This window comes from Methylobacterium sp. AC690, assembly GCF_979256535.1.
Genome location: NZ_CEEDOX010000003.1, coordinates 153,466 through 172,735 on the forward strand (window position 1 = coordinate 153,466; position 19,270 = coordinate 172,735).

The window sequence follows — 19,270 nt, forward strand, 5'->3', positions numbered from 1 at the left end:
CGGCCCGTCCATCCGGCTCAGGCCATGCCCTCGGCGGCCAGCAACTCGGCCTGATGCTCGGTGACGAGGGCGTCGACGAGCTCGTCCAAAGCCACGCCCGCCAGAACCTCCTCGAGCTTGTACAGGGTCAGGTTGATGCGGTGGTCGGTGACGCGGGCCTGCGGGAAGTTGTAGGTGCGGATGCGCTCGGAGCGATCGCCGGAGCCGACCTGCGACTTGCGATCGGCGGCCCGGGCCGCGTCCTTGGCGGTCCGCTCGGCGTCGTACAGCTTGGAACGCAGCAGCGACATCGCCCGGGCGCGGTTCTTGTGCTGTGAGCGCTCTTCCTGGACGAAGATCACGATGCCGCTCGGCATGTGGGTGATGCGGATGGCCGATTCCGTCTTGTTGACGTGCTGTCCGCCGGCGCCCTGCGAGCGCATGGTGTCGATCTTCAGGTCCGCATCGTTGATGACGATGTCGACCTCCTCGGCCTCGGGCAGCACCGCCACGGTGGCGGCCGAGGTGTGGATGCGCCCCTGGGTCTCGGTATCCGGCACGCGCTGCACCCGGTGGGCGCCGCTCTCGAACTTGAGGCGCGCGAACACGCCCTTGCCCTTCACCTCGGCGATCACCTCGCGATAGCCCCCGACGGTCCCCTCGCTCTCGGAGATCACCTCGACCTTCCAGCCCTTGGCATCGGCGTACCGGCCGTACATCCGGAAGAGGTCGCCCGCGAACAGGGCGGCCTCGTCGCCGCCGGTCCCGGCGCGGATTTCGAGGATGGCGCTCTTCTCGTCGGCGGAATCCTTCGGCAGCAGGATGAGCTGGAGCGCCCGGTGCGCCGCCTCCAGCCCGGCCTCGGCCTCCGGCTTCTCGTCGGCGGCGAGGGCCCGCATCTCGGAATCGCTGCCCGGCTCGTCGATCAGCGCCTCGATGTCGGCGAGGTTCTGCGCCGCCGCCCGATAGGCGTGGATGGCGGCGACGACGCCCTCGAGCTCCGACAATTCGCGCGACAGCTGCACGAAGGTGTCGGAATCCGCCGAGCCTGCGCTCAGCGTGGCGGTGACGATGTCGTGGCGCGTCAGGATCGCGTCGAGACGGTCTGCAGGAATGGGGGTCATCGCCCGTGGAAAACTCTCATCAGAACAAGGGCTCGTCGGGCCGGAGGCCTGGTCGACGACGGGGCCGCGGCACGACCCATGGAGATAGGCACGCCGAGGCTAGATGGGCACACCCTGCGCCTTCGCGAAGGCCGCGAGGGCCGGGCGGAGGGTGGCGCCGTCTCCGGCGCGGGCCATTTCGGTGTCGAGCAGCGCCGCCACCGCCTTGACGTCCAGGCCCAGCACCATGGCCTTCACGGGGCCGATGGCGGCCGGCGACATCGAGAGGTGGCGGAAGCCGAGGCCGATCAGCGCCATGGCCTCGAGGGGCCGTCCGCCGATCTCGCCGCAGACCGTGGCGGGGCAGCCGGCGGCGGCCGCGCGCTCGGCGATGACGCGGAAGGCGCGGAGGGCCGGAACGCTCAGGGTGTCGAAGCGGTCCGCGACCCGGCGGTTCTCGCGGTCGACGGCGAACAGGAACTGCATCAGGTCGTTGGAGCCCACCGACAGGAAGTCGGCGGCCCGGGCGATCTCGTCGATCTGGAACAGCAGGGAGGGCACCTCCACCATGACGCCGAGCTTGCAGTCGCTCGGCAGGGCGTGGCCGTGCCGCCGCAGGTGCGCCTTCTCGCGCTCGACGATGGCCTTGGCGCGGGTGAACTCGTCCACCGTCGCCACCATCGGGAACATGATCTTCAGGGGCCGCCCGCCGGACGCCTTGAGCAGCGCCCGCAACTGAACCCGCAGGAGGGCCGGGCGGTCGAGGCCGATCCGGATCGCCCGCCAGCCGAGGGCCGGGTTCTCCTCCTCGAGGGCCGGCATGTAGGGCAGGATCTTGTCGCCCCCGATGTCGAGGGTGCGGATCGTGACGGGCAAGTCGCCCGTGGCCGCGAACACGGCCTCGTAGAGCGCCTGCTGCTCGGCGGCCGAGGGCATGCGCTGGGCCACCATGAACTGCAGCTCGGTGCGGAACAGGCCGATGCCGTCCGCGCCCGTCTCGTGCAGGTGGGTCAGGTCGATGAGGAGGCCGGCATTCAGCTGCAGGCCGATCTGCGTGCCGTCGAGGGTGACGGCCGGCACGTCGCGCAGCGCCCGGTACTGCTCCTGCCGGCGGGCGCGCAGGCGCACCATCTCGGCATAGGCCGCCTCGATCTCCGGGCCGGGCCGGACCTGGATCTCACCGGTGGCGCCGTCGACGATGATCGCGTCGCCGGCGTCGCAGAGGGCGGTCGCGTTGGCGATCTCGCCCACCGCCGGGATGCCGAGCGCCCGGGCCACGATGGCGATGTGGCTCGTCGGTCCGCCTTCCTCGAGCACGACGCCGCGGAGCGCCGTACGGTCGTAGTCGAGGAGGGCGGCCGGACCCATCGAGCGGGCGACCAGGATCGCGTTCTCGGGCAGGACGCGCTGCGCGCCGTGGCCCTCCGCCCCGATCAGCGTGCGCAGCAGCCGGTTCGCCAGGTCGTCGAGGTCGTGCAGGCGGTCGCGCAGATACGGGTCGCTCTGGCGCATCATCCGGGCGCGGTTGTCCGACTGGACGCGCTCGACGGCGGCCTCGGCGGTGAGGCCCGAATGGACGGCTTCGCGCATCCGGCGCAGCCAGCCCTTGTCGTGCGCGAACATGCGCACGGTCTCCAGCACCTCGCGGGACTCGCCGGTGCCGATGCTGTCGCCGCGCTCGACGAGGTCGTCGATGGCCGAGCGCACCTCGCCGATCGCCAGCTCCAGGCGCTCGACCTCGCGGTCGACGTTCTCGGCGATGAGCTGCTTGATGACGATGCGCGGCTCGTGCAGCACCACGTGCCCGAGACCGATGCCGTCGGCGAGCGCCACGCCGCGCTGGCTCACCGGACGGCGCGCGGCCGAGCCGGCCCCCGGCGCCAGCGCCTGCAGCTCGCCCGAGGCGATCATCTCCGAGAGCACCATCGCGGTGGTCTGGAGGGCCTCGATCTCCTCCTCGGAATAGACCCGGTAGGTCTTGTTCTGGACGACGAGCACCCCGAGGGTGTTGCCCGCGCGCAGGAGCGGCACGCCGAGGAAGGCGTGATAGGCCTCCTCGCCCGTCTCCGGACGGTAGGAGAAGGCCGGGTGGGACTGCGCGTCGGACAAGGACAGCGGCTCGGCGGTCTTGGCGATGAGGCCGACGAGGCCCTCGTCGGCCCGCAGCCGGGTCAGATGGACCGCCTCGCGGTTCAGACCCTCGGTTGCAAACAGTTCGAGGATGTTGTCATCGCTGAGCACATAGACCGAGCACACCTCCGCGATCACGTTGGCGGCGATCAGCGTGACGATGCGGTCGAGACGAGCCTGTGGGCTGACCGGCTCCGCCATCGCTTCGCGGAGGCGGCGCAGAAGCAGGCGCGGGCCTCCGGGCGCAGCGGGCATGGTCTCCTCGATCCGGCTTCGGCCTCGTGTCCGGTTGGCGCGCGGGCGTTCGCGCGCTCCGGTCCTTCAGGCCTGGTCGAGGCCGTATAGCGAGTGGAGCGTGCGAACGGCAAGCTCCGTGTAGGCGGCATCGATCAGCACGGAGAACTTGATCTCCGAGGTGGTGATAGCCCGGATGTTGATCCCCTTCTGCGCCAGGGCCCGGAACGCCTTGGCGGCGACGCCCGCATGACTGCGCATGCCGACGCCGATGGCCGAGACCTTCACCACGTCGGTGGCACCCTCGATCTGCGCGAATTCGATCGCACCGCTCTGCGCGTCGAGGATCTTGCGCGCCCGGTCGTAATCGGCCGACGGGACCGTGAAGGTCATGTCGGTGGTCGACTGGTCGCCCGACACGGTCTGGATGATCATGTCGACGTTGATGTTGGCGTCGGCCAGCGGTCCGAAGATCGCGGCGGCGATGCCGGGGCTGTCCTTCACGCGACGAAGCGTGATCTGCGCCTCGTCCCGGGAGAAGGCGATCCCGGTGATGATCTGCTGTTCCACGATGTCGTCCTCGTCGCAGATGAGGGTGCCGGGCCGGGCGTTGTCCGGCGGATCGAAGCTGGAGCGCACCGTGGTCGGCACGCGATGGACCATGGCGAGCTCGACCGAGCGGACCTGCAGGACCTTGGCGCCCAGGGACGCCATCTCCAGCATTTCCTCGAAGGTCACGCGCTCCATGCGCCGGGCCTTCTGCACCACGCGCGGGTCGGTGGTGTAGACGCCGTCGACGTCGGTGTAGATATCGCAGCGCTCGGCCCCGATGGCGGCGGCGATGGCTACCGCGCTGGTGTCGGAGCCGCCGCGGCCGAGGGTGGTCACCCGGCCGGTGGCCTCGTGCATGCCCTGGAAGCCGGCGATGACCGCGACCTCGCCGCGCTGGAAGCCGGCATCGAGGCGGGCGCCGTCGATGCCCTCGATCCGGGCGGAGCCGTGGGCATCCGAGGTCAGGATCGGGATCTGCCAGCCCTGCCAGGAGCGGGCTTTGATGCCGTCCTTCTGCAGCGCGATGGCCAGCAGGCCGGCGGTGATGAGCTCGCCCGAGGCGACCACCGCGTCGTACTCGGCCTCGTCGTAGAGCGGGTTCGCGTCCTTGACCCAGGCGACGAGTTCGTTGGTCTTGCCGGACATGGCCGAGACCACGACGGCCACGTCGTAGCCGGCCGCGACTTCGCGGGCCACGTGGGCCGCCACGTTGCGGATGCGCTCGACATTGGCGACGGACGTACCGCCGAACTTCATCACCAGACGGGGCATGTTCTCACCAGACGGAGCCTGTCGCGTCCGCGACACGTCGCTTGAGCCAGGGATCGAGCGTGACCAGGGATCCGGCGGGCCGCGGGACGGAGTTCCCCGACACCGCACGGCCTGCCGCGTCGCTTGGCTGCTGTACCGGACAGGGCTTCGGCGGGTACAAGGGCCGCCCGGGCGTGTCAACAATGGGACGCGCCCACCTCGCACGAGACATGTCGAGACGATGACACATGCCGAGACGATGACCGGCCCCACAGGCGCCTCCATCGACCGCGACGAGGTCGCCCGCTTCGAAGCCATCGCGGCGACCTGGTGGGACGAGGCCGGACCGATGCGGGTGCTCCACCGCTTCAATCCCGTCCGCCTTACCTACATCCGCGACACGGCCTGCCGGCATTTCGGACGGGATCCGCGGGCGCCCTTCGCCCTGGAGGGCCTGACTCTCGTGGACATCGGCTGCGGCGGCGGTGTCCTGTCCGAGCCGCTGGCGCGCCTCGGCGCCCGGGTCACTGGCCTCGATCCGGCGCCGACCAACATCAAGGTGGCGCAGGCCCATGCCGACGCCGCGGGCGTGCCGGTGGATTACCGCGCCCGCACCATCGAGGACGTGGTGGCCGGGGGCGAGCGCTTCGACCTCGTGCTCGCCATGGAGGTGGTGGAGCACGTGGTGGACATGCCGGCTTTCGTGGCCCAGGCGGCCCGGGCGGTGAAGCCCGGCGGCCTCCTGTTCGCCGCCACCCTCAACCGGACTCTGCGTTCCTTCGCGCTGGCGATCGTCGGGGCCGAGTACGTCCTCGGCTGGCTGCCCAAGGGCACCCATGACTGGGAGAAGTTCGTGCGGCCCGACGAGCTCAGCCGCGCCGTGCGCGCCGGCGGCCTCACCGTCACGGACACGACCGGGGTGGTGCTCAATCCCCTGGACGGCTCGTGGCGGGCGAGCCGTGACACGGCGGTCAACTACATGATCACGGCGCAGCGCCCGGCCTGAACCTTCGGGCACGCCCGCGGTTGGTCGGCGTACCCCGTGGGAGACCGACCTTGCTCGAAAAGATACCGCACGCCGTGGGCGCCGCCTTGTCCGGCCTGAAGGCCGGGCTCGACAAGACCGCCTACCGGACCACCTTCGCCACCGTGCCCGAGAGCCTCGGCCTCACCAGCCTCGCCTTCACGGACGGGACGGCGATGCCGGCGCGCGTCACGGCCGACGGGGCCGGCGCCTCGCCGCCCCTGGCCTGGACCGGATTGCCGCCGGGCACGGCCCGGGTCGTCCTGCTCTGCGAGGATGCCGGCAGCCCGACGCCGAGTCCGCTGGTCCACCTGATCGCCTGGAACCTCGATCCCGGCGCGGCGCTGGCCGAGGGCGCGGCGAGCCAGGCCGAATCGGGGCTCGATCTCGGCAAGAACAGCTTCCTCAAGCCGGGCTGGCTGCCGCCCGATCCACCCACCGGCCACGGCCCGCACGCCTACCTGTTCCAGGCCTACGCCCTCGACCGGGCGCTGGAGCTGCCCGAGCATCCCGGCCGCGGCGCACTCCTGGAGGCGATGGCGGGACGCATTCTCGCCAAGGGCTGCCTCGTCGGAACCTACGAACGCCCCTGACGCCTTCGGCGCTTGCGCGGACGGCCGCGTCGGTGCAAGCGCCGATGGGACGACCAGGGAGGTTTGGGCATGAAGGCGCTGCTGTGTACCCGTCTCGGGGGACCGGAGGATCTTGAGCTTTCGGATCTGCCGGACCCGGTGGCCGGCCCCGGCGAGGCCGTGGTCCGCATCACCCTGGCGGCGCTCAACTTCTTCGACACCCTGATCATCGCCGGGCGCTACCAGGTGAAGCCCGAGCTGCCGTTCTCGCCCGGCGGCGAGGCCTGCGGCGTCATCGAGGCCCTGGGCGACGGCGCCGAGGGTTTCGCGGTGGGCGATCGGGTCATCGTGCACCAGAAGTACGGCACCTGCCGCGAGCGGATCGCCGTCGCCACCCGGCACCTCACCCCTGTGCCGGCGGGGGTCTCGGACGAGCAGGCCGCCGGGCTGACGATCACCTACGGCACCTCCCTGCACGCCCTGCACGACCGGGCCCGCCTGCAGCCCGGCGAGACCCTCGCGGTGCTCGGGGCCTCCGGGGGCGTCGGGCTCGCGGCGGTGGAACTCGGCGTCATCATGGGGGCCCGGGTCATCGCCTGCGCCTCCTCACCCGAGAAGCTGGCGACGGCGCGGGCCCATGGCGCCACGATGACGGTGGACTACGCCGCGGAGAACCTGCGCGAGGCCCTGCGCACGCTGACCGAGGGCACGGGCGTCGACGTCATCTACGACCCGATCGGCGGCGACTATGCCGAGCCGGCCCTGCGGTCCCTCGGCTGGAAGGGCCGCTACCTCGTCATCGGCTTCGCGGCCGGCGACATCCCGCGCATTCCGCTGAACCTGGCGCTCCTCAAGGGGATCGACATCCAGGGGGTCCACTGGGGCGTCTTCGTCGAGCGCGAGCCGGACGCGCACCGGGCCAACCAGGCGCAGCTTCTCGCCTGGGTGGCGGAGGGGCGCCTCACCGCGAAGGTGCACGGCGTCTACCCGCTCGCCGCGTACGAAGCCGCGCTCGGCATCCTCAAGCGGCGCGAAGCCGTCGGCAAGGTGCTGCTGCGCTTGTGAGCGCCGGTCCGAGCACGGGACGGAGCCCGGGCTTCTCCGGACTCCGCGCTCTGCACCGTCTTCGCGCCGTCGCCGGCCTCAGAGCAGGCCCTGCGCCTTGGCGAGGGTGACGAGGTCGTGCTGGGGCCGGGCGCCGATGTGCTGGATCACCTCGGCGGCGGCGAGCGCTCCGAGGCGGGCGCTGTCGCGGTGGTCCAGGCCGCGGGCATGGCCGGCGAGGAAGCCCGCCGCGAACAGGTCGCCCGCGCCCGTGGTGTCGACGAGTTCATGGACCGGCGAGGCGGGCACCGACTGCACGGCGTCCCCCTGGATCACCAGGGCACCGTCCGCCGAGCGGGTGACGAGGCCGAGAAGATCCCGGCCGCGGGCCGCGCTCTCCGCGCGCAGGGCGCGGACCGCGACCTCGGGATCGTCGGTCTGGTAGAGGCTCTGCAACTCGCCGATATTCGCGAACAGGATGTCGATGCTGCCGTCGCGGATCAGGCCCAGGAACTCCTCCCGGTAGCGCCCGACGCAGAAGGCGTCCGATAGGGTCAGGGCGGCGGCGTTGCCGGCGTTGTGGGCGATGGTCACGGCCTTGCGGAATGCATCCTTGGCGGCCGGCGGGTCCCAGAGGTAGCCCTCGAGATAGACCACGCGCGCAGCGGCCACGGTGGCCTCGTCGACATCGGCCGGCGACAGGCCCTGGCAGGCGCCCAGGTAGGTGTTCATGGTGCGCTCGCCATCCGGCGTCACCAGGATGAAGCAGCGGGCGGTGGCCGGCCCGTCGGTGGCGGCGGCGACGGGGAAGCGGACGCCGGTGGCCTTGAGATCGTGGGCGAAGAGGCCGCCGAGCTCATCGTCGCGGACCTTGCCGACGAAGCCGGTCTTGGCGCCCAGCATCGCCGCACCCACCGCCGTGTTGGCGCCTGAGCCGCCCGACACGATGGTGGCCGGACCCATGGCGGCGAAGAGTGACTCGGCCCGCGCCTCGTCGATCAGCTGCATCGCGCCCTTCGGCACGCCCTGCGCCGCGAGGAAGTCCTCCTCGGTTCGGGCGATGAGGTCGACGATGGCATTGCCGAGAACGAGGAGGTCGAGGGATTCGGGCATCGGGCCGTCCAGTCTGGCGGTGAGCGGAAACTGCGCCGGGCTGTGGCACCGCCCCTGGCAGGGGTCAAGCGACGGCCGCCGCCCTCAGGGCTCTGTCAGGCAGGCGGAGACGTCCAGCCTGAAGCCCGGAGGCGTCAGGTCGATGGTTCCGCCTGCCGCGATGCGGGTCTCGATCAGTCCGTCGGCCCCGCGCTTGTGGTGGATCATCATGCGCTTGACCGGATCGACGATGAGGTAGTGCATCAGGCTCGAAACGCGGAAATATCCGACGAGCTTCTGGCCCGTATCGATCCGCCCGGTGCTCGGCGACAGCACCTCGACCACGATGACGGGCGCAGGCGCCGCGATGGCATCGGCATCGAGGCGCGGACCGCTAGAGACCAGGGCGTCCGGCTCGAAGCTCGTCGCGTCGTCGATTCGAACCGTCACGCCGTCCGGCAGCATGTGGCAGGGCAGCCCGGCCTCCCGGATGCCGCCCCGCAAGGCCAGCTGCACGGCGAATTTCGCCTCCACGTGACGCACGCGCTGTGGCGCCATCGCGAAGACCTCGCCGTCAAACAGCTCGAACCGATCCGGCTGGTGCTCGGCCCAGGCCAGGAACTCCTCGACGCTCATGCGGGCTTCGGGCTGAATGCTCATCGACGGGGACCCGGCCCGACCTCGCTGGCTGAGCGCGTCGCTGAGCGTAACATGCGTCTGGCGTTCGCCGAAGGCGTCGCGCGTCCCTATTGCAGCGTCTTCACCTCGCACTGCGCGTAGTCGCTGCTCGCCTTCACGTAGGCGTTCAGCGCCTTGACGTAGGCCTCGGCCAGGGGACGGAACGCGGCGGCCTTCTCGTTGTAGGCCTTGATCGCGTCGTTGTAGCTGTAGGCTTCCCAGCCGGGACAGCCGCCCTTGGCATCGAGGCAGGCGGGCTTCACCGGGGCGGGGGGCTTGGCCGGACGGGACGTCGTCGGGGGCGGCTCAGGCAAGGTGCAGGCGGCGCGCGCTCCGTTCACCGACAGCAGGGTGCCGAGGCCGAGGGCCGCAGCCCGCAAGATCCGTATCCGCATGCGGGCTTTCCCCCTCCGTGGCGACACCCGCTTCATGCGCGTGCCGCTGATCCGGAGCAAGACCGCTGATCCGGAGCAAGACCGCGCGCCGGAGGTCAGCGGGCGGCCACGGCCTCTCGCGCCGGCGCGGGGCGGGGCGCCGGTGCAGGCTTCGGCTTGCCGCGCCCGCTCTTGTCCATCCGCGCCCGAACCGCATTGAGGATCGGCACCGCGAGGCCGAGGGCCAGCACCCACCAGGCCGGGCGAATGGTGTCCGGCACATCGAGATTGGCCGACAGGACGAGACTCGCCGGAATGCCGCTCGCGACGCCGTACCAGGCCGCTTCCAGCAGCGCGGTCACGAGGGTGGCCACCACCGCGAGGCCGACCAGGGTCAGCGGGTTGCTCGGCCAGCCGAGGCGCTGAATGGCGCGGTGACCCATCAGGAGCAGGAAGGCCCCGGTCCAGAACACCGGGTCGGACACGTCGATCTTGGCCTGCAGGTAGTAGTGGATCAGGCCCAGGATCGCGATGACGTAGACGGTCTTGTGCAGGCGCGGCCAGGCCTTGCCCAGGCGGCGGATCATCCCGTCCGTGGAGGTGACGCCGAGCACCACGAGGCCGAGCAGCGCCACGAAGCCGATGGTCAGGTAGATCCGGGATACGATCTCGCTGACGACCTTGGTCAGCACGAAGTTCTGGTCGACGACGTAGAGCATCAGGTGGATCAGCCCGTAGGCGAGCACCGTCAGGCCGAGCATGCGCCGCACCAGGATGAGCTTCGGCGCGTGCGCGATGCGGCGCAGGGGCGTCACCGCCAGCGACAGCATCAGGAAGCGCACCGCCCACTCGCCGGTGCCGTGCAGCAGCGCCGTGATGGGCTTCGCCCCGAGGGCGTCGGCCGCGTAGGCCCCGGCGAGCCACAGGCCGGGGGCCAGGGCGAGCAGGAAGGTCGCGAGCTTCAGGCCGGAGACGCGTCCGGCGCGGTCGCGCCAGGGCGCGGAGAAGGCGGGCAGGGCTGGCATGGCGATCCGGGATCGTTGGACGGTTGCGTCGAAAGATAGGGGCCGGGGCGGATCCGTGAGGCGGCGCGGGGTCGCAGCCGGCTTCGCGGAGGCGCCGGAGCCTCGGGGTGTGGGGATGTATTCGCTTGGGCCGCGTGCGGGTTACACAGCTGTGCAGAGCTCCGGGCGGTCCGGAACCTTGGCCGGTGCCGCAACGGTTGTCGATTGCTATAAGCCGACGCCGCGCCCGCCCCCGATCACGAAGCCCCTCCATGCCCGCAGACAGCCCCGCCGACAGCCTCGAGACGATGACCGCCGAGACGGCGCGGACCGAGCACGCGGACCTCTCCGAACGGATCGCCGAGGCCGACCGGCTCTATCACCAGGAGGACGCGCCCGAGATCACGGATGCGGCGTACGACGCCCTGCGCCGGCGCCTGGAGCAGATCGAGGCGCGGTTTCCGGATCTGGCCGGAACCGGGGCTGCCAGCGTCTCGGTGGGTGCCAAGCCGTCCGAGAAGTTCGCCAAGGTGCGCCACGCGGTACCGATGCTGTCCCTCGGCAACGCCTTCGCGGACGAGGAGGTGGCGGAGTTCGTGGCCCGGGTCCGGCGCTTCCTGAACTGGCCCGAGGCCGAGCCCCTGGCCTTCACCGCCGAACCGAAGATCGACGGGCTATCCCTCGCCCTGCGCTACGAGGACGGGCGCCTGGTCACGGCGGCGACCCGCGGCGACGGCGAGGTCGGTGAGGACGTCACGGCCAATGCCCGCACGGTCTCCGATATTCCGCAGCGGCTCGCCGGGACGGACGTGCCGCCGGTCTGCGAGGTCCGCGGCGAGGTCTACCTCAGCCACGCGGATTTCGCCGCGATCAACGCGCGTCAGGAGGCGGCCGGCAAGGCCCTGTTCGCCAATCCCCGCAACGCGGCGGCGGGCTCCCTGCGCCAGCTCGACCCCGAGATCACCCGCGCACGGCCGCTCAAGTTCTTCGCCTATGCCTGGGGCGAGGTGGTGCCGGCCTTCGAGGGCACCCAGCACGGGGTGCTGGAGCGGTTCCGCGCCTGGGGTCTCCCGGTCAACGACCGCACCCGGCTCTGCGCCGACGCGGAGGCGATGATCGCGCATTACCGGAGCATCGAGGCGGAGCGCGCCGACCTCGGCTACGATATCGACGGCGTCGTCTACAAGGTCGACGACCTGACCCTGCAGCGTCGCCTCGGCTTCGTCTCGCGCTCGCCGCGCTGGGCCCTCGCCCACAAGTTCGCCGCCCAGAAGGCGCTGACGGTGGTCGAGGACATCGAGATCAACGTCGGACGCACCGGCTCCCTGAACCCGCTGGCCAAGCTCCGTCCGGTCACGGTGGGCGGCGTCGTGGTCTCGAACGCCACCCTGCACAACGAGGGCTACGTCCAGGGCGTCGGGGCCGACGGCGAGCCGATCCGCGACGGGCGCGACATTCGGGTCGGCGACACGGTCGTGGTCCAGCGCGCCGGCGACGTGATCCCGAAGGTCATGGACGTGGTGCTGGAGAAGCGCCCGGCCGAGGCGAAGCCCTACGCCTTTCCGACCCACTGCCCCGCCTGCGGCAGTCGGGCGGTGCGCGAGATCAACCCGCGCACGGGCAAGCCCGACGCCGTGCGCCGCTGCACCGGCGGCCTGATCTGCCCGGCCCAGGGGGTCGAGCGCCTGAAGCACTTCGTCTCGCGCAACGGCTTCGACCTCGAGGGCTTCGGCCAGACCTATATCGAGGTCCTGTTCGAGGCCGGTCTGGTGCGCCAGCCCGCCGACCTGTTCCGTCTCGAATTCGAGCCCCTGAAGGCCGCCATCGTGGCGCGGCGCGAGGCGCTTTCCGCCGAGCGCCGGGCCGAGGGCACCCCCGCACCGAAGAAGCCGACCAAGAAGAAGGGCGAGGAGGAGGACAAGGCGATCAAGAATCTCCTCGCCTCGGTGGAGGATCGCCGCAGCCTGCCCCTGAACCGCTTCCTCTTCGCCCTCGGCATTCCGGAGATCGGCGAATCCACCGCCAAGGCCCTGGCCAAGCGCTTCCCCGACACGCCCGCCCTCATGACGGGCGTCGCCGCCGCGGCGGGCGACCAGGCCGGGGCGGACTGGATCGAACTCTCCGCTGTGTCCCGCATCGGCCCGACCACCCGCGACCGCCTGCTGGAGCTGGGCTATCCCCGCGCGTCCGGCGAGCCCGAGGCCGGCGAGGACGAGGAGGCGGAGATCCAGCCCCAGGGGCGGGTCCGCCTGTCGGCGCCCCAGCGCGCCAGCCTCCTCGGCCATTACGGCGACGACGACGCCATCGTGGCGGCCCTCGCGCGGGCGGCCGAGCAGCGCCCCGGCGATGCCTACCGCCACTTCGCCGATGACGGCGAGATCGGCCCTGTCGCGACCGACTCGCTGATCGCCTTCTTCGCCGAGCCCCACAACGACGCCGCGGTCCGGGCCCTGCTCGCCGAGGTGAAGACCGAGCCGATGGCGGCCCCGGCCTCCGCCACGGCCTTCGCCGGCAAGACGGTGGTGTTCACCGGCAGCCTCGAACAGATGACCCGGTCCGAGGCCAAGGCCACCGCCGAGCGCCTGGGCGCCAAGGTCTCGGGTTCGGTCTCGGCCAAGACCGACCTCGTGGTGGCGGGGCCGGGCGCGGGCTCCAAGCTGAAGGACGCTCAGAAGCACGGCGTCGAGGTCATCAGCGAGGCGGCATGGCTGGCGCTCGTCGCCAGCGCTTGAGCCGGGAATCGCGGGGGCCTAAACTCGTCCTTCTGCACCTGCAGGAGCTTGGCCGCGTCCGGCCGGGACAGGGCCCCGCCATTCTCGCATGACCGTCATCGCCCTCGACTTCGAGACCGCCAACGAGCGGCGCGACAGCGCCTGTGCCGTCGGCCTCGCCTGGATCGCCGGCGGCCGGGTGGTGCGGCGCGAAACCCGGCTGATCCGTCCGCCGGAGCTGCGCTTCTCGCCGGGCAACATCCGGGTGCACGGCATCCTCCCGGCGGACGTGCGCGGCGAGCCGGATTTCCCCACCGTGATGGCGGAGTTTCTGCCCGACCTCGCCTCCGGGCTGATCCTCGCGCACAATGCCGGCTTCGACCTCGGGGTGCTGCGGGCGTCCCTGGCCGCGCACGGGCACCGGCCCCCGGCCTTCTCGTACCTCTGCACCCTGCAGATCGCCCGGCGGGTGTTTCCGGCGGAGGAGGGCTGCGGCCTCGGCAAGGTGGCGGCGCGCCTCGGGATCCGCTTCGAGCACCACGATGCGGGCGAGGACGCCTATGCCTGTGCGGAGATCGCCCTCGCGGCGGTGCGGGAGACCGGTGCGCCGGACGTGCCCGCCCTGTCGCGGGCCCTCCACCTGCCGATCACCACGGTCCCGGCGGGGCCCGATCTCGCGATGCCTCCGCGCAGCCGTCCGGGCTCCCTCACGGAGCGGGCCCGCCTCGCCGCGGGCGCACGGCCGGCATCCGCAGCGGGCCTGCACTTCGCGGTGCGCGGCAGCAGCGGCAACCGCTACGCCGTGACCCTGGAGGATCGCACCAGCGGGCCGCACCTGCGCTGCACCTGCATGGCCGGCCGCTACGGCACCCGCTGCCGCCACGTGAAGGCGCTACTGGCCGGCGACATCACCGACCTGCTGTCGAGCAACCACGACGACGTCGAGGCGCTGCGGATCCGGATGACGGCCGCGTCGGTCGGGTGAGGCGGCCGCCTCACCCGCCGTGAGGTCCGCCCGGCGTCGCGCCGGGCGGGACCGGCGCCTCAGGCCGCCTGCTTGACTGCTGCGTCGCCGTAGAACGTGCCGCCGCGGGCCGCCATGTCCAGGAGGTTCTGCGGCACGGCGAAGCGCGGCCCGTGCTTGGCTTCCAGGCCCTGCGCCAGGGTCACGAACGCCTGGGCGCCCATGAAGTCGATGTAGGACAGGGCGCCACCGGTGAAGGGGGCGAAACCGAAGCCCAGGATCGAGCCGACATCGGCCTCGCGCGGGTCGGTGACGACGCCCTCGCCGACGGTACGGGCCGCTTCGAGGGCCTGCACCACGAGGAGGCGCTGCTTCAGCTCGGTGAAGTCCACCGCGTCCGGGTCGACCTTGGTCGCCTGAAGCCCGGAGAGGCCCGGCCACAGGCGCTTGGGCGCACCCTCGGGGTAGTCGTAGAAGCCCTTCTTGTTCTTGCGGCCGAGCCGGCCCTCGCCCTCCACGAGGGTGCTGAGCAGGGCCTTCTGGGCCGGATCGATGCTGTCGGCCCCGAGCTGCGCCTCCGTCGCCTTGACGATCTTCAGGGCGAGATCGACCGCCACCTCGTCGGTCAGCGAGAGCGGGCCGACCGGCATGCCCGCCTGGCGGCCGGCATTCTCGATCATCGCCGCGGGGATGCCCTCGTTGAGCATCTTGTGGCCCTCGAGCAGGTAGGCGCCGACGCAGCGGTTGGCGAAGAACCCGCGCGCGTCGTTGACGACGATCGGGGTCTTCTTGATCGCCCGGACGTAGTCCAGGGCGGTGGCGAGGGCGGCGTCGCCGGTCTGGTCGCCCTTGATGATCTCGACGAGCATCATCTTCTCCACCGGCGAGAAGAAGTGGATGCCGACGAACCGCTCCGGCCGGGCCGAGGTCTTGGCGAGGCCGGTGATCGGCAGGGTGGAGGTGTTGGAGGCGAAGATCGTCTCCGGCCGGATCACGGCCTCGACCTTGGCGATGACCTCGGCCTTGACCTTCGGGTCCTCGAACACCGCCTCGATGACGAGGTCGCAGGTGGCGAGGTCGGCGTAGTCGGCGCTCGCGCTGATGCGGGCCAGGAGGGCGTCGCGATCGGCGGTCTTCGCCCGACCCTTGTTGATCTGGTCGGTGACGAGCTTGTGGGCGTAGGCCTTGCCCTTCTCGGCCGCCTCGACCGACTGGTCGACGAGGACGACCTCCATGCCGGCATTGGCGGTGACGTAGGCGACGCCCGCCCCCATGAAGCCGGCGCCGACGACACCGACCCGTTGGACCCGGGTGGCCGGCACGTCCTTCGGGCGGCGCGCGCCCTTGTTCAGCTCGCCCATGGAGAGGAACAGCGTCCGGATCATCGCTGCCGCCTCCTTGGTGCGCAGGATGTGGGCGAAGTACCGGCTCTCGACGCGCAGGGCCTGATCCATCGGCAGCTGCAGGCCCTCGTAGACGGAGGCCAGGATCGCCTTGGCGGCCGGGTAGTTGTCGTGCGTCTCGCGCCGGTAGATGGCGTTGGCCGGCGGCCAGATCATCATTCCGGCAGGCGAGTAGACCTTGCCGGACGGCGCCTTGAACTTCGGCTGGTCCCAGGGCGCGACGGCCGATCCACCGGCGGCGATCCAGGCCTTGGCCTTGGCCACGATCTCGTCCTTGGCCGCGACCTCGTGGGCGAGGCCCATGTTCCGGGCCATCAGCGGCCGGATCTGCTCGCCCTTGAACAGCATCTGCAGGGCGTCGCCGGTCTGCATCAGGCGCGCGACGCGTTGGGTGCCGCCGCCGCCGGGGAACAGGCCGACCTTGATCTCGGGCAGGCCGACGCGGGTCTTCGGATCGTCCGAGAGCACCCGGTAGTGGCAGGACAGGGCGAGTTCGAAGGCGCCGCCGAGGCAGATGCCGTTCACCGCCGCCGCGAAGGGCTTGCCGCAGGTCTCGAGCTTGCGGAAGACGAGGCTGAGCTTGCGCGATTCCTCGAAGAAGTGGCGCATCGCCTCCTCCTCGCCGCGCTCGGCCTTCAGGGTCTCGAAGGCGCGACCGAGGCCCTGGAGCATCGTCAGGTCGGCGCCGCCCGAGAAGTTGTCCTTGCCCGAGACGATGACGCAGCCCTTGATCGCGGGGTCTGCCACCACGGCGTCCACCACCTGGCTCAGTTCGTCCATCACCGCGTCGGTGAAGACGTTCATGGAGCGGCCGGGCATGTCCCAGGTCGCCAATGCGATCCCGTCGGCGTCGGTTTCGAATCGGAAGTTTGTAGGATTCATGACGGATCCTCGAATATGCGGCGGGTGGGCGGCTTCGGCGGGTCTGCTTAAGCCTATGTCAAAACTTGCGTAGGCATCTCGAATGGCCAGGGGGCACTTTTCCGCGACAGGACACGACCATGACCGCACGGACCGGCTGCCAGGGCTGCCGCGATGGAGCCGAGCTCGACTTCAATTTTACCATGGCGTTCCAGCCGATCCTCGACCTCCCGGCCAACCGGGTCTGGGGCTACGAGGCGCTCGTCCGCGGCCCGGCGGGCGAGTCCGCGGCGTCGATTCTCGGCCGCGTGACGCCCGAGACGGTCTACCGGTTCGACCAGGCGGCGCGGGTCAAGGCGATCGAGCTCGCGGGCCAGCTGTTTCCCACCGACGACGCGACCCGTCTGTCGATCAATTTCATGCCGAACGCCGTCTATGAACCGGCCGCCTGCATCCGCTCGTCCCTGGAGGCAGCCCGCAAGGCGGGGTTCGCCCACGACCGGATCATGTTCGAGTTCACCGAGAACGAGAAGTTCCGCGACACCGCCCACGTCTCGCGCATCGTCAGCGAGTATCGTCGCCAGGGCTTCCTGACCGCCCTGGACGATTTCGGCGCGGGCTTCGCCGGCCTGAGCCTGCTGGCGAATTTCCAGCCCGACCTCCTCAAGATCGACATGGACCTGCTGCGCGGCATCGACACCGACCAGCGCCGTCAGATCATCGTGGCGGGCATCATCGGTATCGCCCGCTCCCTGGACATCGCGGTGATCGCCGAGGGCGTCGAGACGGCATCCGAACTCGACACCCTGCGCAGCCTCGGCGCGAGCCTGTTCCAGGGCTACCACTTCGCCAAGCCCCACCTGGAGGCGCTGCCCCCGGTCCGCGGCTTCCCGGTGGCCGGCTCTCCGGCGGGCGAGGTCTCCCGCGCGCATGTGGCTTGAGCCGGCCATCGGGTTCTCCGCCGGTCCGCCTCAGCGTGCCGGCATCGGCATCGGCGCACCGGGCGCCCCGTTGGCCACGGAATCCCCGGCCGAGGCGATCGCCAGCATGTTCAGGAGCTTGGTCACCGACGCTTGCGAGATCGTGGAGACGGTCGAGGCCGGGTCGGCATTGACCGCCTGGAACTTCTGGTAGGTCTTGTCGCCGTAGATTTCGCTGAGGTGCTTCAGCTCGTCGAGGCTGAACTTCTCGGCATAGGCCTTCGACAGGCCGTCGAGCATCGTCTCGCGCTGCTTGTCGAACTCGGCGCGGATTTCCTTGCGCACGGCCTCGGCCTTGTCTTCCTTCATCGGCGCCACGGTCTTCTCGAGGGCACCCGTGAAGCCGACCTCCAGGTTCTTGATCGTGGTCTTCTGCACCAGGTCCTTGGCGACGGCGATGCGCTCGGCGGCATCGTCGGCGCGGGCGGCCATCGGCAGGCAGAGGGCCGTGGTCAGGCAGAGGGTGGCGAGCAGGCGCGTCATCGTGGCGTGTCCTCAGAGGTTCTTGTTGTGCGCCCGGCGCCGGGCGGCGGCGGGCGCCGCCCTCTACCCCACTTGCGCGGGGTTTGGGAGGCGGCGCAGGCTCACACCCGCTCGATGATGGTGGCGGTGCCCATGCCGGCGCCGATGCACAGGGTTACCAGGGCGCGCTCCTTGCCGGTGCGCTCCAGCTCGTCGAGCACCGTGCCGAGGATCATCGCGCCCGTCGCGCCGAGGGGATGGCCCATGGCGATGGCGCCGCCGCAGACGTTGATCTTGGCCGGGTCCACGTCGAAGGCCTGCTGGAAGCGCAGCACCACCGCGGCGAAGGCCTCGTTGACCTCGAACAGGTCGATGTCCGACAGGCTCATGCCGGCCCGCGCCAGCACCTTCTTCGTCACGTCCACCGGGCCGGTGAGCATGAGGGCCGGGTCCGAGCCGATATTGGCGAAGGCGCGGATGCGGGCGCGGGGCTTGAGGCCCGCGGCGTTGCCGGCCTCGGCCGAGCCGATCAGCACCGCGGCCGCGCCGTCGACGATGCCCGACGAGTTGCCCGCGTGGTGGACGTGGTTGACGGTCTCGACGTCCGGGTGGGCGTCGATCGCCACGGCGTCGAAGCCGCCCATCTGGCCCATCTGGACGAAGGAGGCCTTGAGCTGGCCGAGGGACTGCATGTCCGTGGATGGCCGCATGTGCTCGTCGCTGGCCAGGAGCGTGATGCCGTTGATGTCGCGCACCGGCACGACCGCGTTGGCGAAGCGGCCCTCGGCCCAGGAGGCGGCCGAGCGCTTCTGCGACTCGACCGCGTAGGCGTCGCAATCGTCGCGGCTGAAGCCGTATTTCGAGGCGATGAGGTCGGCCGAGACGCCCTGGGGCATGAAGTACGACTTGATCGCGATGGCGGGATCCACCGGCCAGGCGCCGCCGGAGGCACCGAGGCCGACGCGGCTCATGGACTCGACGCCGCCGCCCACCGTCAGGTCGTGCTGTCCGGCCATCACCTGCGCGGCGGCGAAGTTCACCGCGTCGAGGCCCGAGGCGCAGAAGCGGTTGATCTGGACGCCCGGCACGTGCGTTCCGTAATCGGCCACCAGGGCCGCGGCACGGGCGATGTCGCCGCCGGCCTCGCCCACCGGATCGACGCAGCCGAGCACCACGTCGTCGACGCGGCGCGTGTCGAGGTCGTTGCGCTCCTTGAGGGCGCGGAGGGCCACCTCGGCGAGGCGCAGGGCGGTCACCTCGTGCAGCGAGCCATCGGGCTTGCCGCGGCCCCGCGGGGTGCGGACATGGTCGTAGATGAAGGCCTCGGGCATGCGTGTCCTCGTTCTCTTGACC

Annotated in this window: 16 protein-coding genes; 6 read left to right on the forward strand and 10 right to left on the reverse strand. The window is 70.9% G+C overall.

What is annotated here, in order from left to right; all coding sequences use genetic code 11:
* Positions 1 to 17 precede the first annotated feature (17 nt).
* From prfA to AC0IY1_RS04855, 3 genes are all read right to left on the reverse strand, one after another.
* Complete coding sequence (gene prfA, locus AC0IY1_RS04845) at positions 18 to 1,103, reverse strand: peptide chain release factor 1 (protein ID WP_055955081.1); 1,086 nt, start codon at positions 1,101 to 1,103, stop codon at positions 18 to 20.
* 99 nt (positions 1,104 to 1,202) lie between these two features.
* Positions 1,203 to 3,467 carry a phosphoenolpyruvate--protein phosphotransferase gene (ptsP, locus tag AC0IY1_RS04850; RefSeq protein ID WP_055955078.1) on the reverse strand — a complete coding sequence of 755 codons (2,265 nt, stop codon included), beginning with the start codon at positions 3,465 to 3,467 and terminating at the stop codon, positions 1,203 to 1,205.
* 66 nt (positions 3,468 to 3,533) lie between these two features.
* On the reverse strand, positions 3,534 to 4,769 hold the full coding sequence (locus AC0IY1_RS04855; protein ID WP_055955075.1) for an aspartate kinase: 1,236 nt from the start codon (positions 4,767 to 4,769) through the stop codon (positions 3,534 to 3,536).
* Between the two features lie 238 nt (positions 4,770 to 5,007).
* On the opposite strand from AC0IY1_RS04855, the gene ubiG reads away from it, so the two are divergent.
* The 3 genes from ubiG to AC0IY1_RS04870 all read left to right on the forward strand — a co-directional run bounded on the left by ubiG (position 5,008) and on the right by AC0IY1_RS04870 (position 7,409).
* On the forward strand, positions 5,008 to 5,754 hold the full coding sequence (ubiG, locus tag AC0IY1_RS04860; RefSeq protein WP_471768034.1) for a bifunctional 2-polyprenyl-6-hydroxyphenol methylase/3-demethylubiquinol 3-O-methyltransferase UbiG: 747 nt from the start codon (positions 5,008 to 5,010) through the stop codon (positions 5,752 to 5,754).
* A 50-nt stretch (positions 5,755 to 5,804) separates the two neighbouring features.
* Complete coding sequence (locus AC0IY1_RS04865) at positions 5,805 to 6,365, forward strand: YbhB/YbcL family Raf kinase inhibitor-like protein (RefSeq protein ID WP_471768036.1); 561 nt, start codon at positions 5,805 to 5,807, stop codon at positions 6,363 to 6,365.
* A 69-nt stretch (positions 6,366 to 6,434) separates the two neighbouring features.
* On the forward strand, positions 6,435 to 7,409 hold the full coding sequence (locus tag AC0IY1_RS04870; RefSeq protein ID WP_471768038.1) for an NADPH:quinone oxidoreductase family protein: 975 nt from the start codon (positions 6,435 to 6,437) through the stop codon (positions 7,407 to 7,409).
* A gap of 78 nt (positions 7,410 to 7,487) precedes the next feature.
* Here the strand turns inward: AC0IY1_RS04870 and AC0IY1_RS04875 are convergent, their stop codons facing one another.
* The 4 genes from AC0IY1_RS04875 to AC0IY1_RS04890 form a co-directional block, all read right to left on the reverse strand.
* Entirely contained in the window at positions 7,488 to 8,501 is a 1,014-nt protein-coding gene (locus AC0IY1_RS04875; protein ID WP_055955067.1) for an adenosine kinase, read from the reverse strand.
* An 84-nt stretch (positions 8,502 to 8,585) separates the two neighbouring features.
* Positions 8,586 to 9,140 carry a Uma2 family endonuclease gene (locus AC0IY1_RS04880; RefSeq protein ID WP_471768039.1) on the reverse strand — a complete coding sequence of 185 codons (555 nt, stop codon included), beginning with the start codon at positions 9,138 to 9,140 and terminating at the stop codon, positions 8,586 to 8,588.
* Between the two features lie 86 nt (positions 9,141 to 9,226).
* Positions 9,227 to 9,553, reverse strand: a complete 327-nt coding sequence (locus AC0IY1_RS04885) for a hypothetical protein (RefSeq protein WP_055955061.1) — start codon at positions 9,551 to 9,553, stop codon at positions 9,227 to 9,229.
* Between the two features lie 95 nt (positions 9,554 to 9,648).
* Positions 9,649 to 10,557 (reverse strand): protein-methionine-sulfoxide reductase heme-binding subunit MsrQ, encoded by a 909-nt coding sequence (locus AC0IY1_RS04890; RefSeq protein WP_471768041.1) that lies wholly within the window; start codon positions 10,555 to 10,557, stop codon positions 9,649 to 9,651.
* Positions 10,558 to 10,808: 251 nt separating this feature from the next.
* On the opposite strand from AC0IY1_RS04890, the gene ligA reads away from it, so the two are divergent.
* Both ligA and AC0IY1_RS04900 read left to right on the forward strand, forming a co-directional pair.
* A complete protein-coding gene (gene ligA, locus AC0IY1_RS04895; RefSeq protein ID WP_471768043.1) occupies positions 10,809 to 13,268 on the forward strand; it encodes an NAD-dependent DNA ligase LigA in 2,460 nt (819 codons plus the stop codon).
* Positions 13,269 to 13,356: 88 nt separating this feature from the next.
* Positions 13,357 to 14,232 carry a 3'-5' exonuclease gene (locus AC0IY1_RS04900; RefSeq protein WP_055955051.1) on the forward strand — a complete coding sequence of 292 codons (876 nt, stop codon included), beginning with the start codon at positions 13,357 to 13,359 and terminating at the stop codon, positions 14,230 to 14,232.
* A 59-nt stretch (positions 14,233 to 14,291) separates the two neighbouring features.
* Here AC0IY1_RS04900 and AC0IY1_RS04905 read toward each other — a convergent pair whose 3' ends face one another.
* Positions 14,292 to 16,496 carry a 3-hydroxyacyl-CoA dehydrogenase NAD-binding domain-containing protein gene (locus tag AC0IY1_RS04905; RefSeq protein WP_471768044.1) on the reverse strand — a complete coding sequence of 735 codons (2,205 nt, stop codon included), beginning with the start codon at positions 16,494 to 16,496 and terminating at the stop codon, positions 14,292 to 14,294.
* Between the two features lie 119 nt (positions 16,497 to 16,615).
* Here AC0IY1_RS04905 and AC0IY1_RS04910 point away from each other — a divergent pair, with 119 nt between their 5' ends.
* Entirely contained in the window at positions 16,616 to 17,416 is an 801-nt protein-coding gene (locus tag AC0IY1_RS04910) for an EAL domain-containing protein (RefSeq protein WP_055955045.1), read from the forward strand.
* 30 nt (positions 17,417 to 17,446) lie between these two features.
* On the opposite strand, the gene AC0IY1_RS04915 is transcribed toward AC0IY1_RS04910, so the two are convergent.
* Together AC0IY1_RS04915 and AC0IY1_RS04920 are read right to left on the reverse strand one after the other, a co-directional pair.
* Positions 17,447 to 17,938 carry a DUF2059 domain-containing protein gene (locus AC0IY1_RS04915; protein ID WP_471768046.1) on the reverse strand — a complete coding sequence of 164 codons (492 nt, stop codon included), beginning with the start codon at positions 17,936 to 17,938 and terminating at the stop codon, positions 17,447 to 17,449.
* Positions 17,939 to 18,039: 101 nt separating this feature from the next.
* Positions 18,040 to 19,248: an acetyl-CoA C-acetyltransferase gene (locus tag AC0IY1_RS04920; protein WP_055955039.1), complete on the reverse strand. Its 1,209-nt coding sequence runs from the start codon at positions 19,246 to 19,248 to the stop codon at positions 18,040 to 18,042.
* Between the last annotated feature and the right edge of the window lie 22 nt (positions 19,249 to 19,270).

Coding starts and splice junctions, on each gene's coding strand:
- prfA (WP_055955081.1), bottom strand. CDS start 1,103: ATGACCCCCATTCCTGCAGACCGTCTCGACGCGATCCTGACGCGCCAC.
- ptsP (WP_055955078.1), bottom strand. CDS start 3,467: ATGCCCGCTGCGCCCGGAGGCCCGCGCCTGCTTCTGCGCCGCCTCCGC.
- AC0IY1_RS04855 (WP_055955075.1), bottom strand. CDS start 4,769: ATGCCCCGTCTGGTGATGAAGTTCGGCGGTACGTCCGTCGCCAATGTC.
- ubiG (WP_471768034.1), top strand. CDS start 5,008: ATGACCGGCCCCACAGGCGCCTCCATCGACCGCGACGAGGTCGCCCGC.
- AC0IY1_RS04870 (WP_471768038.1), top strand. CDS start 6,435: ATGAAGGCGCTGCTGTGTACCCGTCTCGGGGGACCGGAGGATCTTGAG.
- AC0IY1_RS04875 (WP_055955067.1), bottom strand. CDS start 8,501: ATGCCCGAATCCCTCGACCTCCTCGTTCTCGGCAATGCCATCGTCGAC.
- AC0IY1_RS04880 (WP_471768039.1), bottom strand. CDS start 9,140: ATGAGCATTCAGCCCGAAGCCCGCATGAGCGTCGAGGAGTTCCTGGCC.
- AC0IY1_RS04885 (WP_055955061.1), bottom strand. CDS start 9,553: ATGCGGATACGGATCTTGCGGGCTGCGGCCCTCGGCCTCGGCACCCTG.
- AC0IY1_RS04890 (WP_471768041.1), bottom strand. CDS start 10,557: ATGCCAGCCCTGCCCGCCTTCTCCGCGCCCTGGCGCGACCGCGCCGGA.
- ligA (WP_471768043.1), top strand. CDS start 10,809: ATGCCCGCAGACAGCCCCGCCGACAGCCTCGAGACGATGACCGCCGAG.
- AC0IY1_RS04900 (WP_055955051.1), top strand. CDS start 13,357: ATGACCGTCATCGCCCTCGACTTCGAGACCGCCAACGAGCGGCGCGAC.
- AC0IY1_RS04905 (WP_471768044.1), bottom strand. CDS start 16,496: ATGAATCCTACAAACTTCCGATTCGAAACCGACGCCGACGGGATCGCA.
- AC0IY1_RS04910 (WP_055955045.1), top strand. CDS start 16,616: ATGACCGCACGGACCGGCTGCCAGGGCTGCCGCGATGGAGCCGAGCTC.
- AC0IY1_RS04915 (WP_471768046.1), bottom strand. CDS start 17,938: ATGACGCGCCTGCTCGCCACCCTCTGCCTGACCACGGCCCTCTGCCTG.
- AC0IY1_RS04920 (WP_055955039.1), bottom strand. CDS start 19,248: ATGCCCGAGGCCTTCATCTACGACCATGTCCGCACCCCGCGGGGCCGC.